This window comes from Parapedobacter composti (genome assembly GCF_900112315.1).
Taxonomy (GTDB): Bacteria; Bacteroidota; Bacteroidia; order Sphingobacteriales; family Sphingobacteriaceae; genus Parapedobacter; species Parapedobacter composti.
On record NZ_FOLL01000011.1, the window covers coordinates 1 to 15,641 of the forward strand.

Genomic DNA, 15,641 nt, shown 5'->3' on the forward strand with positions numbered 1-15,641 from the left:
TGGCCATCAACCACAAGAACCTGAAAGACCTATATCCACAGAACTATAAGAAAATAGTGCAGCAATCAAACATGTAGTTCATAGGGCGGATACGTCTTAACGTCTATGCATTCTTTTCGCCAACTCACCAACTTAGCCGAAGAGCGGCGTTTGAGATCACCGGCCTGTAACGGATAGGTTCGCCCTGAAAGGATGGGAGGGGGTGGTAAGGGTTAGACTTGGACCGCCGACCAAAAATAATGAGATAGATAAAATGTAAAAGGGGCCGTCTTTTGGACTGCCCCTTTTTGGTATGCGATGTCGCACCCGGTTTCTAGCGCACGGGGAAAGCGGCGCGGTCAACCAGCTTAGGGAACTCAACCTGAGTGGTTAATTCCAGTCTAAAAGTTAGTGAAGTACCAGCAGGTTGTGTGACGGTATAGTTCACGGTACGCGTGTGTTCAACCCCTGTACTTTGATTGGACTCGTCAAAAGTCTGGATAGTCGTAAAATCGCCGTTTCCTTCACGCAGCTTCAGTACAAGCGATTTTGCAGGGTCGCTCGCGACGTTTACATACCTCAAGGTTATCGTTAGCTCAGTGTCTGTTGTCGGGGCAGTAGCCGACACGGGCGAAACCGTAATGAACGCGTTGGTAGAAGTGGAGGTCCCGATCTTTTCATAAGAGGGGCCTACGGCGTTTTTTTCGCAGGCGCCAACGGTCGCTGCAAAAACAAATAATGTAAATAGTCTTATATAAGATTTCATAGTCATCATGGTTATTAATTTTGATCCCACCAGATTCTGTCCAGCAAATTAACCCTTGGCACATTGTCTGAGTTGGTTGTGAACTCACTTGAAGGATACTGCAATCTTCTGCTGAACTGCCCATTCAGGTCCGGGTTTAATTGATCGGGTATGGTCATATCCGCATAGTTGAAATCATACCGTCGGGCATCGTTCCAGGTTTCGGGGCTCAGGTACAAGGCTACGTACTTTTCCTTCATGATCAAGTCAAGTGTGATGTCTTCTTCTCCTACTGAAACTGCAGGGTTATTGATGTAAGCGTCCCGTTCTGCCGCCGAGACCGCTAACATATCCATGTGCGCCCGGATTCCGGCAAGGTAGGCGGTATATGCGGCAAACTTATTATCAAGAGCCAGATGTGCCTCGGCTTCAATGAACTTCTGCTCGGCAAATGTCATGACCAATACCGGGGAGGTCCTGTCGGCATAAAAAGTGCCCTCCACCAATGTGGAGGCATCCAGTCGGAGATCGACAACGTCAGGATCACGCCCTGCACCGTTTCGGGTACCCCGAAAAGTGCCATGCTGGGTTCTGCTAAACATAAATTCCATACGGGGGTCAACTACGCCAAAGGTGGTGCCATCCATAGCCTCCACAATTTGCTGCGATATCCAACCATCCAGCACCAATCCGGCCTGGTTAATGGCCACAGCTCCCCACGGATTCCGGACTTCATTCGTATACGTCACTTTAGCATCATCGGCATTACTCTCCAGGCCATTGGCAATAGCGGCCAGTACGGCATTCGGGTCGTAAGACGAGGTTTTACTTAAATGATTCAGATAACGTGCCCGCAGTGCATGGCCTACTTTAATCCATTGCGATAGGTTGCCGCCAAACACGAAGTCATCTTCCCCCATGATGAGTGTGGTGGTGGTTTGCTGCAGATTGGCGATACCATCGGTTAACAGGGTAAATATTTCCGTGTAAAGCTGCTGCCCGTCATCATACGTGGGTTTGAGCGTCTGCACAAAAAAGGCATCTGAATACGGTACGCTGTTCCAGGCGTCCACCAAAAGCGCCAGGTTAATAGCCTTCATGATTTTAGCGGCACCTACATAGTTGGGTGCCCCCTGCTCTTCGGCCATCAGCTCCATATCGCTCAGGTTACTCAGAACATTATAAATGTTCACCCATGTCGTGTTCGCATTGATCTCCTGATGGGTATCGGTATTTCCGCCTGCATTGGGGCCGGCCAGGTATTGTACAAAATACGAGGTATGATATCCCATACTTGCCGTGTTAGAGGCGGTTCGTATACTGGCGACAGACATCAACCCTTTAACGGGAACCGCAGTCGGGTTATTCGGATCGGTATTAACATCCAGGTAATTCTCGCAACTTGTGAAAACCCCTGTGATGATTAATAATATAAAGATTCTTAGTTTCATATTTTTAAACATTAGAGGGTAAGATTTAAAGAAAAGAACATGCTTCTGGCACCGGGATAACCCATACCGGTGAGGGCGGTAGCATTACTGCCTGCACCGGTGGAGTAGGATTCCGGATCGAAATTACGCCAGGGCGTCCATAAAATAACATTGTTTACGGATGCGGAAACCGATAAGCCTTTCAGGTTTAGTGGGGTAATCCACCGCGTTGGCAGGTTATAGGCAAGCGTTGCGTTACGCAACTTGATATAAGAAGCGTCATACACGAAGTTTTCTGACATCACCCGATGAATATTCCGGTAATAGCCAGCGGCATAATCTCTTCCGTCTGGACCAAGGCCCTGCCCCAGCCAAACCTGTTGGTCATTGGGCTGGCCGTCAGGAGTCACGCCGTCAAATATCACCACATCATTCCTGTCGTTGGTATAGTCAGGCTTCAAGAATGCCGCCAGCCATACACCATACTGGTCAAACTGGTCAATTTTCCAACGGGTATCGATGAGGACAGAAAGAGACACCCCTTTATAGGTGAATGTATTCCGAATGCCGGCCAACCAATTGGGCATGCCGTTTCCGAGTACCATCTGATTGGTCGTATTCATTAGTGGGAATCCTGCAAAACCGCCGGAATTGGCAATTACCTTAGGCCTGTCTTTGTCTAAGTAAATGAGTCCTTCCGGTTGACCGCCCTCATAGTAACGTTGGTACGAGGTCCCATACAGATCGCCATAAGGTCGGCCTTTTGCAATTCTCATGGTTACATGAGAATTCACATAACCGTTCTGCTGTAACAACGTGATGTCGCTAACCCCATCGGCTATATCCACAACCATATTTCTGTTCCGGGTGAAGTTAACTGTAGCATCCCAGCGGAAATTATTTGTTTTAACCGGGGTGCCGTTAAGAATCAGTTCAATACCCTTGTTTTCGATCTCGCCGGCATTGATCCATACCTGCGAATAACCGGTGGTATTGGATACCGGTACGGACAGGATTTGGTCTTTACTGTTGGCCTTGTACCAGGTAAAGTCAATACCTAAGCGGTTCTTAAAAAATTGTAGTTCGGTACCAAATTCAAGGGTAGTGGTCATTTCCGGAACTAATTCATTGCTTCCTCTGCTGGCCGACCGTACATAACCTACCTGGCCATTTAGCGGGAACCCGGTTGCCGTGGTATAGGTGGCTGCCGTTCTGTACGGATCCGTATCTTTACCTACCTGTCCGTAGGCGGCACGTAGTTTTCCATAGTCTAATGCGTTGGGCAGGTTCAGTACCTCATTGAACACGAAACTCATGCTGGCAGAAGGGTAAAAGAATGAGTTATTTCCTTTGGGCAGCGTAGAGGTCCAGTCGTTCCGTGCGGTAAGGTTCAGGAATAAGAAGCCCTTATAATCCAATGAGGCATCCCCGTAAGCACCAATCAACCGCCTTCTATAGGTGTTTTCGGTTATCACATGACGCGTTACATTACTAAAGCTGTAAAAACCTGGTGTTACGAATTCTTCCCCAAAGTTGTAGCTGTAATTGAGGTCTGTTTCAAATAATTCATGCCCGGCCCGCACCGTCGCCCGCAGGTCGGGGGTGATTTCCTTATCGAAGGTTGCGAAGAAGTTAGAGTTTATCACTCGGTTAATAAACCTGCGCTGCTCCATGAAACCGAGGGCGCTAAGGCCGCTGCGATTTTCTCCGGCTATTCCCAACGGCCCGGGTGAAATTTCCTCACGCTTGTCCACGTAAAAATCATGGCCAAACCGATAGGTAAACCGCAGCCAGTCGATAGGCTTGTAGTTAAAGCTCAAGTTGCTGATGGTACGGTCTACGTCGTCCACATAGGTCATGTACTTGGCGTTATACAACGGGTTAGCAGAAAGGATGCCTGCTATCTGGGTGCCATCGGGATTCTCATATTCCCTGATATCCTGCGTATGCGACCAGTACATCAACCGTTCACCCATCGTGGTATGAGGTACCCTGTTGCCACCGGAATTGGAATAATTCACGCTGCCTTCCACGTCAAACTTCTCACTGAACTTCGCCGTTCCCCTCAAACGTGCCGATGTCCTTCCCCAATGGGAGAAAGGAATGATCCCTTCCTGTTTGGTATGGTTAACGGATGTATAAAAGGTAAATGCATCTTTTCCGCCTGACATATTGAAAAAATGATCACGCATGCCGCCCGTCCGGTAGAAGTTCTTATAGTTGTCATAAAAGATATAAGAGGGATCCACCACAGACTGGGCCTCGATAAGCGCCCCTGACGCGGAATACACCCCTCCATCATCTATACCGTACCATCCCCGCCCGTAATTTCTCTGGAATTCCGGAAGTTTATTAATCTCTTCCGCACTGAAGCTGGTCCCTGCGTTGATGGTGAGCCCGCTTCCCGATGCGCCACTTTTGGTCGTGATCACCACGGCTCCGTTTGCAGCCCGCACACCATAAAGACCGGTGGCCGCGGCACCTTTCAGGATGCTGATGGTTTCGATATCATTCGGGTTAATGTCTGCCGCCCTATTACTCATGCCCCGTTGATTCGACGCATTGTCATTGACGCTATTGTCGATCGGAATACCGTCAATAATAAAAAGAGGCTGGTTATCGGCATTGGGATTTAAAGAGGTTAACCCTCTCACTACAATCCTTGCCCCCATGCCCGGGCCACCACCTGTGTTCGTGTCTGCACACCGGCCACCTGTCCCTGTAGGGCCGATACAATGTTGGGCTGCTTCACCTCCGTCAGCTCCTTAGCGCCTACTGATTGCACGGCAAAGCCCAGTGACTTCCTTGACCTTTCGATACCGAGTGAAGTAACCACCACCTCTGACAGCTCGGTAGCATCAGTTGATAGGGAAACATTCACTGTGTTCTGTCCGCCAATAGGGACTTCCTGAGTCTGGAAGCCTATGGAGGAAAACACCAGAATTCCGCCGGATTGGGGAACATCGCTAAGGCGGAAATTGCCATTGGCATCCGTGGCTGTGCTGTTTGTGGTTCCTTTCAGCGTAACGCTGGCACCGGATAGGGCTGTGCCATCATCCGATGACGTCACTTTTCCCGTAATAACGCGGAGCTGCGCAAACACGGCTGGAGGAACGGCCAGCGCCATCAGCAATGACAAAAATAGTAGTTTAGTAGAGTACTTTAGCATAATGAATTGGGGTTTTTTAGTTTGACATAACGTTGTTAATTATGGATTTATTGAATGATAAATTGTTGCTTGAAACCAATTAAGTATAATTTATTGTCTTTTGTAAACCGAGCTACTAATCATGTTTGAATCTTGAGTTTCATCCACGCACAATTCAATTCATGATTCACTTAGTAGAACGTAAAGACACTATCAGTACGCAATACCTTAAAACACAAAAACACACCTCAATCAATCAAACACAGGTTTATATTTATATGGTTTTACAATAATAGAAATTAATTTTAAATCATTTGCATGTTTATGCATGGTTTTTTTAAAAAAAATAACATAATTAATCAACTTTTGGTCGAATAGTGCTGTTTTTTTAATGATTTATGCATCATTGTATGGTAAAATGAGTTGTTACACTAGTTAGCCAGCACTTGGCAATACGAATCTAAACGGCGCGCGCTACCGTCAGGCGCTCCGCAGCCATACGATCATGCATGAGGCAAAGTTAGCTACTCCAGAACAGACTCATCGCCACATGTGCTTACGAGCACACGAAAGAGCCCTTCGTTCTGGCCATCGAAGGCGTGCCTAAATAGGGCACAGGCAACTGACCTCCTCAAGGGTGAACACAAGGCATGGAAACGGGGCCTGTACAGCTTAAGGGCTTGAATCGCAATTTTGGGGTTCAGGCCTTGGATTGATATCAGCCTGTCTGACGGTTTTGCCTTTGTTAATGTGTGCACTCGTGTTTGCTGCGTTTTTTTGCGAGGTTTAAAAATTTTGAACCCGTCATAATTGGTTGATTTTGCTGATTTCTGGCATTAATTAAAAAAACATGCATAAACGTGCATGTTTTTAAAAAATAGTTTTTATACTTGCATGACCAATTTAAACTTTCGCTTTTTCATAAGTAAAAGCATTTGTTTGAGGTGCAGGGGTTGATGTGTATATCGGGGTTGGTATATGCTAATTGTCAACTAAGGATGGTCGTACGGCGGTTAGTTATTGTAGAGCTGCAAGATGAGTGTGAATAAACCAAATTATAGCATAAAATGTTACACCAAATTCTATTTGAACATGAGCAAAACACTACGATGGCTTAGTATCGTTTTGGTTTTTTTAACCCATGGTGTTTACGCGCAGCAAATAACTGTTAGCGGCGTGGTAACCATGCAAGGAACGGGGGAGCCTGCTGCGGGGGCTTCAGTGCAAGTAAAGGGAACGTCTGTGGGAACCAGTACAGGCCAAGATGGTGCTTACAGTATTTCTGTAACCAAGGGGCAAACATTGGTGTTTTCCTTTATCGGTGCGATAGCTGAAGAGCGTGTGGTTGGGGATGACGGCGTCATTAATGTGTCGTTGTCCGAAGACGCGTCGTTGATGGATGAGGTGGTTGTAACGGCGCTTGGCATCGAACGTGATCGGAAAACGCTCACATACTCGGTGCAGAACATCAAAGGGGATGACATGCGGGCTGCCAATCAGCCTAATCTGATCAATGCGCTTCAAGGGCAAATTGCGGGCGCGCAGATTTCCTCGTCAGGCGGGTCCCCTGGTTTGCCATCGGAGATCATTTTGCGGGGTTCAACTACACTTACCGGAGACAATCAACCGTTGTTTATCGTAGATGGCATCCGGGTGAACAATTCATCATCTAATTTTACTGTTAACCGGATTGCTGACATCAATCCAGAGGATATTGAAGATATTTCCATTTTGAAAGGTGCCGCAGCAGCGGCATTGTATGGTATCGATGCAGCTTCGGGGGCAATTATTATCACCACAAAGAAAGGTAGACAGGGTGTTCTCCAGGTTAACGGGGCATACCGATCTTTTGTGGAGACACTGGGCCGGACGCCTCGACAGCAAGGTGTATATACAGTGGGACTCGGCGGAACCTACGACGAATCGTCCGGTAGTTCGTGGGGTAGGAAGTTCCGCTACGATGAGCCGGTATACAATAATATCGACCGTTTTTTTGAAACAGGGCTTACGCATGATTTGAATCTTAATGTCAATGGTGGTAGTGAGCGGCTGCAATACTACGTGTCTGGAGGATATCGCAATGCCGGCTCTACCATACCCAATACGGAACAGGAGCGGATTTCACTATTGGTTAAAGGTACGGCTAAGTTGAGCACGAAAATGACGCTGACTACATCGGCTAATTACGTGAAAAATAATATTCAAGAGGGTCTGGGCGGTGCAAGTGCTGGTGGTTGGATCAATAGCATATTGACTTATCCGTTGATGTATGATATCTTGCAGTACCAGCATCCCAACGGAGAACCTTACTATGTTTATCAAGAGCAGGAAGATCCGAGAAATGCCCGAATATCGCCGATGTGGGGCGTGATGAAAAATCCACGCAATAATAATGTGGATCGGGTGATTATAAATGGAAACCTAGACTACAAGCCGTTGGATTGGATAACCCTTTCGTACAGATTGGGTCAGGATTATACCAATTCAAGTTATCGTACAGTGACGATGCCGGGCACTCCGGGAACCTATTTCGACGGGCGGGTTACGGACAGCAAAGGGATTACTAAATTTGTCACATCTACGTTCAATTCAACATTCGACCGTACATTCTGGGATGATTTCAGGGCTACATTTATCCTGGGCTTCAATAGCGAGTATTACGATGGGCATACACTGGCTTACGCAGCAAATAATTTTCTGGTACGAGATATCCCTTCGCCGAACGTCGTGGAGCGGAATGACCTCAGTTTGACTGAAAGCTGGTTGCGACGACAGCGATATGCTGTTTATGGAGACTTCAGGGTGGAATACAAGAACTTATTATCACTCGGTATTACCGGGCGTAATGATTGGTCGTCGACATTACCCAAGCACTCCAGAACGTTTTATTCACCCTCCTACTCGGGAAGCTTTACTTATAGTGAACTGTTTAATCCGGATGACTGGTACGGGAAACTGAGAGTGAGCTACGCCAGAGTGGGTAAGGATGCTCCGATATATCGTACGAACACAAACCTCAATCAGGTGGTGACAGTAGGAGGCGGTTTTTCGGTTAACGCTACAGGAGGCAATCCGGATTTGAAGCCGGAATTGACATCGGAACTTGAGGTAGGCACAGAGTTGAGTTTTTTCCGTGGACGACTGAACATGGATTTCACGCGCTATGTGAAGGAAACAAAAGATATGATCATGACTCCTCGGGTGCCATTACCTTCTGGTTACGTGATCAAAACATTTAACCTCGGCTCGCTGAGAAATAAAGGGGTTGAACTGTCGGTCAATGCTATCCCGATAAGAAATCAGGACTTTACATGGAGTACCACCGTTAATGGTTGGCGGAATACATCGGAGATGCTGGAGTTTGCAGGTGATATCGTAACATTCAAATATACAAATGCACAACTTAATGCAGGAGTAGCGGCTACTACGCTAGGCGATGCAGTGTTAGGCATTGTAGGTACGGATTATCAGCGCACGGAAGAAGGCTACGTAATTGTCGGCGATGATGGTTATCCGCTAATTGATGGAACGGAACGATATATTGGGAACCGCGAACCGGAATTCAATATTGGCTGGTTGAACAAATTGTCGTACAAAGGGTTTAATCTTTCTTTCATGTGGGACTTCCGTTTCGGAGGCGATATCTTGAATGCCTCAAGGCAGCGGATGATGTCTGTTGGTACGGCGTATGATATTGGTGTTTGGCGGGATAGGGAGTTCGTCTTTAATGGTGTTGTGGCTCAGCAGGATGGATCATACATAAAGAATGCTACCCCCGTGGTGCTGGATTATAGTTTCTTTGCAAATAATTATTATCAGGTAGGAACGAACTTCGTGGAAAAGGTAAATTGGGCTCGGGTTCGATTCATTACACTGGGTTACTCGTTGCCTAAAGCTTGGGCGGCCAGATTGGGGGTGAGTAACCTAGGTTTGGAGCTTTCCGCCCAGAATCCGATCTTGATTACAAATTATTCTGGGGGTGACCCGGAAGTGAACAGTGCCGGGCCGAACGCAGGTGGAACAGGAGCGAGTACGATGGGTGTTGATAATGGCGCTATTCCATTACCCCGCACGTATTCATTTGGGTTAACGGTTTCATTGTAATGGTATAAATATGAAAAAAATATTCAACAGTATTATAGTTTCGATCCTGACCTTGGGATGCTTGATGTCTTGCAGTTCGCTGGATATTAACGAAGATCCGGTTCAGCCGGTTAGTGTGCCGGTATCGCAGCGGTTGCCAAGCATTCAGGCCAATCTGGCGTATTCATTATATTCGCAGGCTAGGTGGGCCGCCTACCATAGTTATTATGTGACCACACGTTTGGGTAATAGTAATGCGCTGACCGATACCTGGAATTATAACGGCATCACGAGGTTAGGGGCATGGCGTTGGCATTATTTCGATGTGGGGTCGAACATTGTAGGCGATGCGGGCATGTTGGTCAGGGCTAGGGAAGACGGTGCTAATAATTATACGGGCGTGGGTAAGATTTTAGCTGCATTCAGCTTTTTAACGGCGACAGACGTGTTTGGTGACATGCCCTTCAGCGAGGCATACTCTGGTTCGTTCAATCCGGTATATGATACGCAACAGGACGTCTATCGGGGTGTAGAGCGATGGCTTGATGAAGGTATCACGGAGCTAAATAGCGTAGGCCCTGCGGCACCTACTATGAATGGGGCTTCGGATCTCGTTTATTCGGGCGACTATCAGCGTTGGATCTATTTTGCCGAGGCCGTCCGGGCGCGGTTGAAATTGCATACCGCTAATTTTCAGAACGGGTATCAAGCAGTATTAACTTCAGTAGATAAAGCACTGGAAGGGTTTGAAGATGCCATGTTCCGCTACCCAGAAGAGTCGTCATCACCTTGGGAAAAAAACCTTTGGGGAGACACGCGCCCGAATCCAGAATGGCAATTCGCAGATATACGGAATGATTTGGCCAATTCCTTACCTACGGATGTGTTGATGAAAACACTGGCTATCGATGCTGACGCCGGTATTTATGATCCCCGTTTATATAAATTGACTACCCCAGGAGCAAGAAACAATTACTACGGAGCCAGAATGTCTGAAGGGTTGCAAGATCCCAATCTCCCCACTGGCACCACTTATCAGGATTTCGCGAACCTCTACAATGGTTATTGGACATCAGATAACTCACCTTATCCGTATATGATTAAGGAAGAGCTTTATTTCATCAAGGCAGAAGCGCTATTCTATCTTGAGCGATTTGAGGAAGCGTTGAATGCTTATCGGCAAGGCATTGAACACAACCTTCGGCGGTTAGGAGTAGAGGAAGGGCATCTCATCAATTTTATGGGATCCGCGAAAGTTGTGCAACATGCTGACGATCTGCAAATTTCCGATATTATGACGCAGAAATGGTTAGCGTTATACCTCCAAGCGGAATCGTGGGTGGACATCCGTCGATACGGCTATGGTACGCATGCTTACCCGTATCTGTATTATCCTCGATTTGTAACGGCGTGGGGTGGCAGATATATCCAACGTTTGCCGTATGATCCCCAGACCGAATATATTTATAATCCAAAGGAGATTGCTCGTTTGGGCGCAGCGGCGAGGGATTGGGTGTTTACTCCAATCTGGTGGGCTGAGCAGTCAACATTAAAAATGCCATAGGTATGAAGAAGATATATATTTTATTATCAACGTTGTTAGCTGGTTTTTTCGCGGGCTGCGAAAAGAATGATCCGATTACCGAACTGGGAATTTCAAACGGTGAGTATACAGCCGAACTAAGGGTGACATACGATAATACCCGTCCGGCTATCGGCGATACGGTTATCGTAACGGCGTCTACATGGCAGCGTGATGACCGTTATGACAACATAACCTTCTACGAGACGATTTATGAAACGTTTGGATTGGATATTACTCTGGAGCATGGCAGTAATTTCAGAACTGTAGCGGAAACGTATACCACGTTGTCGGTTACTGATACCATACTGGCTAAGCGCGCTTGGCAAACAATATCTCATGATGAACTCATGCAGTATTGGGTCACGAATACGAACAACTACGTCATTCCGGGAGAATATGTAATTACCATGCAGGAAGGAAAGTATCCAAGCAATGGGTCACTTATCGAAGCATTACCGGATAATGAATGGCAAGTTCTAAAAAGCATTGTTGCCTATAACATCAATGGGACGGATTTTGAAGCAATTTTCCCAGACGCACCGGATGAGACGGTATCAGGGGCCACGGTAACTGCAGAGGGGAGGGCTTATGTGCGGAACAACCTTTCCCGGCAAGAGTTGGCGGGATCGGTAACCCAAATTTCCAAATTGGGGACCTATAACGTCGTAATAGAAGTAGAGGCGACAACGCCGACAGGGGCTATCACAGCGACGACAAGAACGTTTACTAACAACCTCTAGTGTTATGAAGAGTTTGAAACTATTGCATATTATTTGTGCCATATTGTTGTTTACAGGATGCGACCGAAACGAGGTGCTTGTTCTGGAACATACGGGCGAACATATCGCCAATTTTGATTTCCCTGAGGGCCAGGTTTATGCCCCAGCCAAAGTGCGGTTGACCAACCGATCGAGAAATGCTGATAGCTTTTTGTGGGAATATGCGGGAGGAAAGACCATTTATACAAACGGCGATACGGTAGACGTATCGCAGTCTGACAAAATGGTTCCTGATACCATCTTATATGAATTGCCTGGAACCTACACGGTCAAGTTGGTCGCTCGGCAAGGCAGCGTAGAGAAGGAAGTATCGAAGTCAGTTACTATTTTAAAACAACAGCCGGAAATCATCGTGCCGGAGAATATAGGCATTTTTTTAGACGTTACCTTTTCGGCGAGGGTGTTCCGTTTTCCAGGCCGAGATATAGCTTACGAATGGGACTTTGGAGAGGCCGGAACGTCTACCTTGCCGAATCCGACGGTACAGTTCGAGACGGAAGGGGAACACGTGATAAAGCTGACAGTTAATGACGGTGAAGAGACGTTGTCAACCGAAACAACCATATGGGTTCAGGGAGAATTAGCGAAAACCATCTATTTCACCGACGCGCTCACCCGTCGTATTTATCGCTATAAATTGACAACCCAAACGGAATCGGAAGTGGAGTGGATCGGTGTAACCACGGGATATAATCCTTTTGGACTATCGGTAAAGGGAGACAAGTTATATTTGTCTGAGACGGGCCTTGGTACTCGGTTTTCGTCGGGTGACGCAGCAAGGGCCGATGGTGTCCTGAAGTCCTTTAATTTGGATGGTACTGGGGAGAACCTTATTACCCGGCCGGTGGCTACATCGCTTGATTACCGCGATGACCCATGGATGAATACGGTAGATCGATATGGCAATATCTGGTGGACATGCCGGAACTGGGGCGTTCGAGTCATTAACGCTTCGTCATCGGAGGCGGCTTATCCGTCACCAAGGTTTAACATTAATGCAACAATTGCGGGTGAAGCTACCACTACGTATTTTGCTTCAGACATTAAAGAAGTGGGCAATGAAATATGGGTATCCTATGCAGGTACGACCGGTAAAGGGATCTATAAATTTGGCTATGACGGCGCCTATATCGGCAAAATTGGAGGTGAGATAGCCAAGCATGCCGTACGTGCATTTGTGGTGGATCATGTAAACGGTCATATTTATTTTGCTACTAACCGTGCAGATGAGGGGCGCGCCTTAGGGCTTTATCGCACAAACTTAGATGGATCCGGTATTGTGGCTGTGGATAACCATTGGACAATGAACATTGGAGCCGGCGGCTATAGTGATCAAGGGGCAGCCGGTGAATATGTCTACATCACAAATATTGATATCGTAGTGGATGAAAACGGCGAGGGATACTTATATTACCCTTATCGAGCGATAAGCGATGTATATGGCTCGGGCAATCCGCCCACCTTAGGGGCATCTGCCGCCAACTCGGGGATCAAGCGTTATAATTTGAATGGTACTGAACCTGCTACATTCTTGCTGAAGGGATATGCGCCCTATGGCATGGCAGTCGATCAGGTGAAACGGTAAATTGTATTATGAAAAAGAATCTGATTTTATTTCTCGCTGTGGCTGTTTTAGCTTCTTGCTCCAAAGAAGTAATCTGGGTGCCCGACGGGTATGTCCTTGGAGGCGAAAAGCCGACTGGCGAATATGTGCCAGACGAGCAATTCAAGCGGGTGGCGTACTGTTATCATAACACGGCGCCTACATCCTTTGATACATCAAAACTGGACTATGTCACTCACCTCCATTTCGCCTTTCTGAATCCAAGGGAGGACGGCACTTTGCAAGCATTGGCTAATTTGGGTAATTTTCAAGCACTTAAGGAGCTCGCAAAAACCAGGAATGTTAAGACGGCCATCTCGTTGAGCGGTTCTGAAACCGTATTCAGGACGGTTATGGCTAATGCCACAACCCGCAAACAATTTGTGAAGAATGTAGTTGACTTCGCCGTTTTGCATCAGTTAGATGGTGTAGACTTGGACTGGGAGTATCCTAGGGCCAATCAGGGGGGAGATGTAGTACTGCGATTACTTGTCGAGGAGCTTTCGGCAGAATTGCATAGCTGGCATAAGTATCTCAGCATTGCGGTAACAGCAGGGATTTATGCGGGAGCGGTAAGGGACGGTATTACGCCGGAGGCCCTTGACCACGTAGATTTCGTTAACCTCATGGCCTATGACGGTATTGGAACTGATCCGAATAATCCTAATCATCACTCTTCTTTGGGAATGGCAGAGCGTGTGCTGAATATTTGGATGGAGGAAAAGGGATTGCCAAAAGAAAAAGCGGTCTTGGGAATACCCGTCTACGGGAAAAACGCCAATAATGCTTCGATGACTTTTTCCGCGCTACTGACGGCCGGGGCGGATCCGTTGCTGGACGAGTTTATCATCAATAATGTAGCGTATTACTATAATGGCGTAAATACCGTGAAATCCAAAACCCAATTAGCGAAAGATCAGGCGAACGGCGTGATGTTTTGGGAATACAACCAAGATGCACGAGGGGATAATTCATTATTAAAGGCAGCTTATGATGTCGGTCGATAGATATTTGGTTACGCAACAGAAAGCGATAGTGGCAAGCTGGATAAGTTTCGTGCTTTTGATTGTAAGCTGTAATTCAGCGGAACAGTCCAACAGACAGTCGGGAAGCAATTTGGTCGTGTCGGACGCTGTAGAAAAAAATGGCCCAATAGTTCCCGGCGCCGACCAATTGGAGCGCTATCTGCCTTTGCTGGAAGGTAAGAAAGTTGGGCTGATGGGTAATCAGACGTCTGTCGTGGGGCCCGACAAAGAGCACTTGGTGGATGTGCTCCTGGAGAACGGCATTGACCTGAAATTCGCTTTCGCCCCGGAACATGGGTTCCGCGGTAATATTGAACGGGGTGAGAAGGTGTCAAATGAAGTGGATGAACAAACCGGCCTACCGCTTTATTCCTTGTATGGAAAAAATGAGAAGGCAGATTCCATTGTGGCTTCCGTGGATGTCATGATTTTTGACTTGCAAGATGTCGGTGCACGGTTCTATACCTATATCACATCCATGCACCGTGTTATGCAATTGTGCGTAAATAACGGGAAAAAACTGATTGTGCTGGATAGGCCCAACCCCAACGGCGATCAGGTGGACGGGCCGGTGCGAAAGGACGACCGCTTTAAATCCAACGTCAGCTACCATAAGATTGCCATGATTCATGGCCTCACCGTGGGTGAGTTGGCCAAGATGATTAATGGGGAAGGGTGGCTGGACGGCGGTGCCCAATGCGATCTGGAAGTTGTTCCGGTGCAGAACTATGATCATAGCACGCCTTACGAGTTGCCTGTGATTCCTTCGCCCAGTCTTCCGAACCACTTGTCCGTACGGTTGTACATGTCGCTTTGCTTGTTTGAGGGGACTGATATCAGCGTAGGAAGAGGAACGGATTGGCCGTTTCAGGTAGTGGGTTATCCCGATCCGGTATTCGGTGACTTCACTTTTACGCCGGGTACCAAGCCGGGCATGGCCGCGCATGTGGAGCAAAAGGGAAAATTATGTTATGGTATAGACCTCCGTAACCTAGACCCGCAGGAACATACGTTTACTTTGAAATACCTCATCGATTTTTATCAAAAAGCGCCTTTTAAAGATACATTTTTCGCACGCCCGGATTTTTTCGACAAGCTTGCGGGTACGGACGAGCTACGGAAGCAAATTATTGCGGGGTTAACTGAAGCGGAAATACGGGATAGTTGGAAGGCAGATCTGGATGCGTATAAGAAACTTAGGAATAGGTACCTGCTTTATCCAGATGATGTGAATTAGGTGTGTCGCCAGTTGCTTATGATTAGC

The 15,641-nt window shown here is 47.2% G+C and carries 10 protein-coding genes; 6 read left to right on the forward strand and 4 right to left on the reverse strand.

The annotated features are described in order from the left end of the window. Window positions 1–313 precede the first annotated feature (313 nt). From BM030_RS12000 to BM030_RS20045, 4 genes are read right to left on the reverse strand one after another with little or no spacing between them, the layout of a single operon-like run. Window positions 314–745: a hypothetical protein gene (locus tag BM030_RS12000; RefSeq protein ID WP_139215886.1), complete on the reverse strand. Its 432-nt coding sequence runs from the start codon at window positions 743–745 to the stop codon at window positions 314–316. A 14-nt stretch (window positions 746–759) separates the two neighbouring features. After that, window positions 760–2,175 carry a SusD/RagB family nutrient-binding outer membrane lipoprotein gene (locus BM030_RS12005; protein WP_090973972.1) on the reverse strand — a complete coding sequence of 472 codons (1,416 nt, stop codon included), beginning with the start codon at window positions 2,173–2,175 and terminating at the stop codon, window positions 760–762. 11 nt (window positions 2,176–2,186) lie between these two features. Then, window positions 2,187–4,826 carry a SusC/RagA family TonB-linked outer membrane protein gene (locus BM030_RS12010; RefSeq protein ID WP_211657593.1) on the reverse strand — a complete coding sequence of 880 codons (2,640 nt, stop codon included), beginning with the start codon at window positions 4,824–4,826 and terminating at the stop codon, window positions 2,187–2,189. Then, the gene (locus tag BM030_RS20045; RefSeq protein ID WP_211657594.1) at window positions 4,808–5,323 is read right to left on the reverse strand and encodes a carboxypeptidase-like regulatory domain-containing protein; all 516 of its coding nucleotides are present in this window, start codon (window positions 5,321–5,323) and stop codon (window positions 4,808–4,810) included. Before BM030_RS20045 ends, BM030_RS12010 begins: the two co-directional genes overlap by 19 nt. 1,071 nt (window positions 5,324–6,394) lie before the next feature. On the opposite strand from BM030_RS20045, the gene BM030_RS12015 reads away from it, so the two are divergent. The 6 genes from BM030_RS12015 to BM030_RS12040 are packed head-to-tail and all read left to right on the forward strand — an operon-like array spanning window position 6,395 to window position 15,614. Next, complete coding sequence (locus BM030_RS12015) at window positions 6,395–9,406, forward strand: SusC/RagA family TonB-linked outer membrane protein (RefSeq protein WP_090973973.1); 3,012 nt, start codon at window positions 6,395–6,397, stop codon at window positions 9,404–9,406. Window positions 9,407–9,416: 10 nt separating this feature from the next. After that, window positions 9,417–10,949 (forward strand): SusD/RagB family nutrient-binding outer membrane lipoprotein, encoded by a 1,533-nt coding sequence (locus BM030_RS12020; protein WP_090973851.1) that lies wholly within the window; start codon window positions 9,417–9,419, stop codon window positions 10,947–10,949. A gap of 2 nt (window positions 10,950–10,951) precedes the next feature. Continuing rightward, entirely contained in the window at window positions 10,952–11,710 is a 759-nt protein-coding gene (locus BM030_RS12025) for a hypothetical protein (RefSeq protein WP_090973852.1), read from the forward strand. 4 nt (window positions 11,711–11,714) lie between these two features. Then, a complete protein-coding gene (locus BM030_RS12030; RefSeq protein WP_090973853.1) occupies window positions 11,715–13,334 on the forward strand; it encodes a PKD domain-containing protein in 1,620 nt (539 codons plus the stop codon). 8 nt (window positions 13,335–13,342) lie between these two features. Further along, on the forward strand, window positions 13,343–14,359 hold the full coding sequence (locus BM030_RS12035) for a glycosyl hydrolase family 18 protein (protein WP_090973854.1): 1,017 nt from the start codon (window positions 13,343–13,345) through the stop codon (window positions 14,357–14,359). After that, window positions 14,343–15,614, forward strand: coding sequence for an exo-beta-N-acetylmuramidase NamZ family protein (locus tag BM030_RS12040; protein WP_244518901.1), 1,272 nt, complete (start codon window positions 14,343–14,345; stop codon window positions 15,612–15,614). Before BM030_RS12035 ends, BM030_RS12040 begins: the two co-directional genes overlap by 17 nt. The last annotated feature ends 27 nt before the right edge of the window (window positions 15,615–15,641 follow it).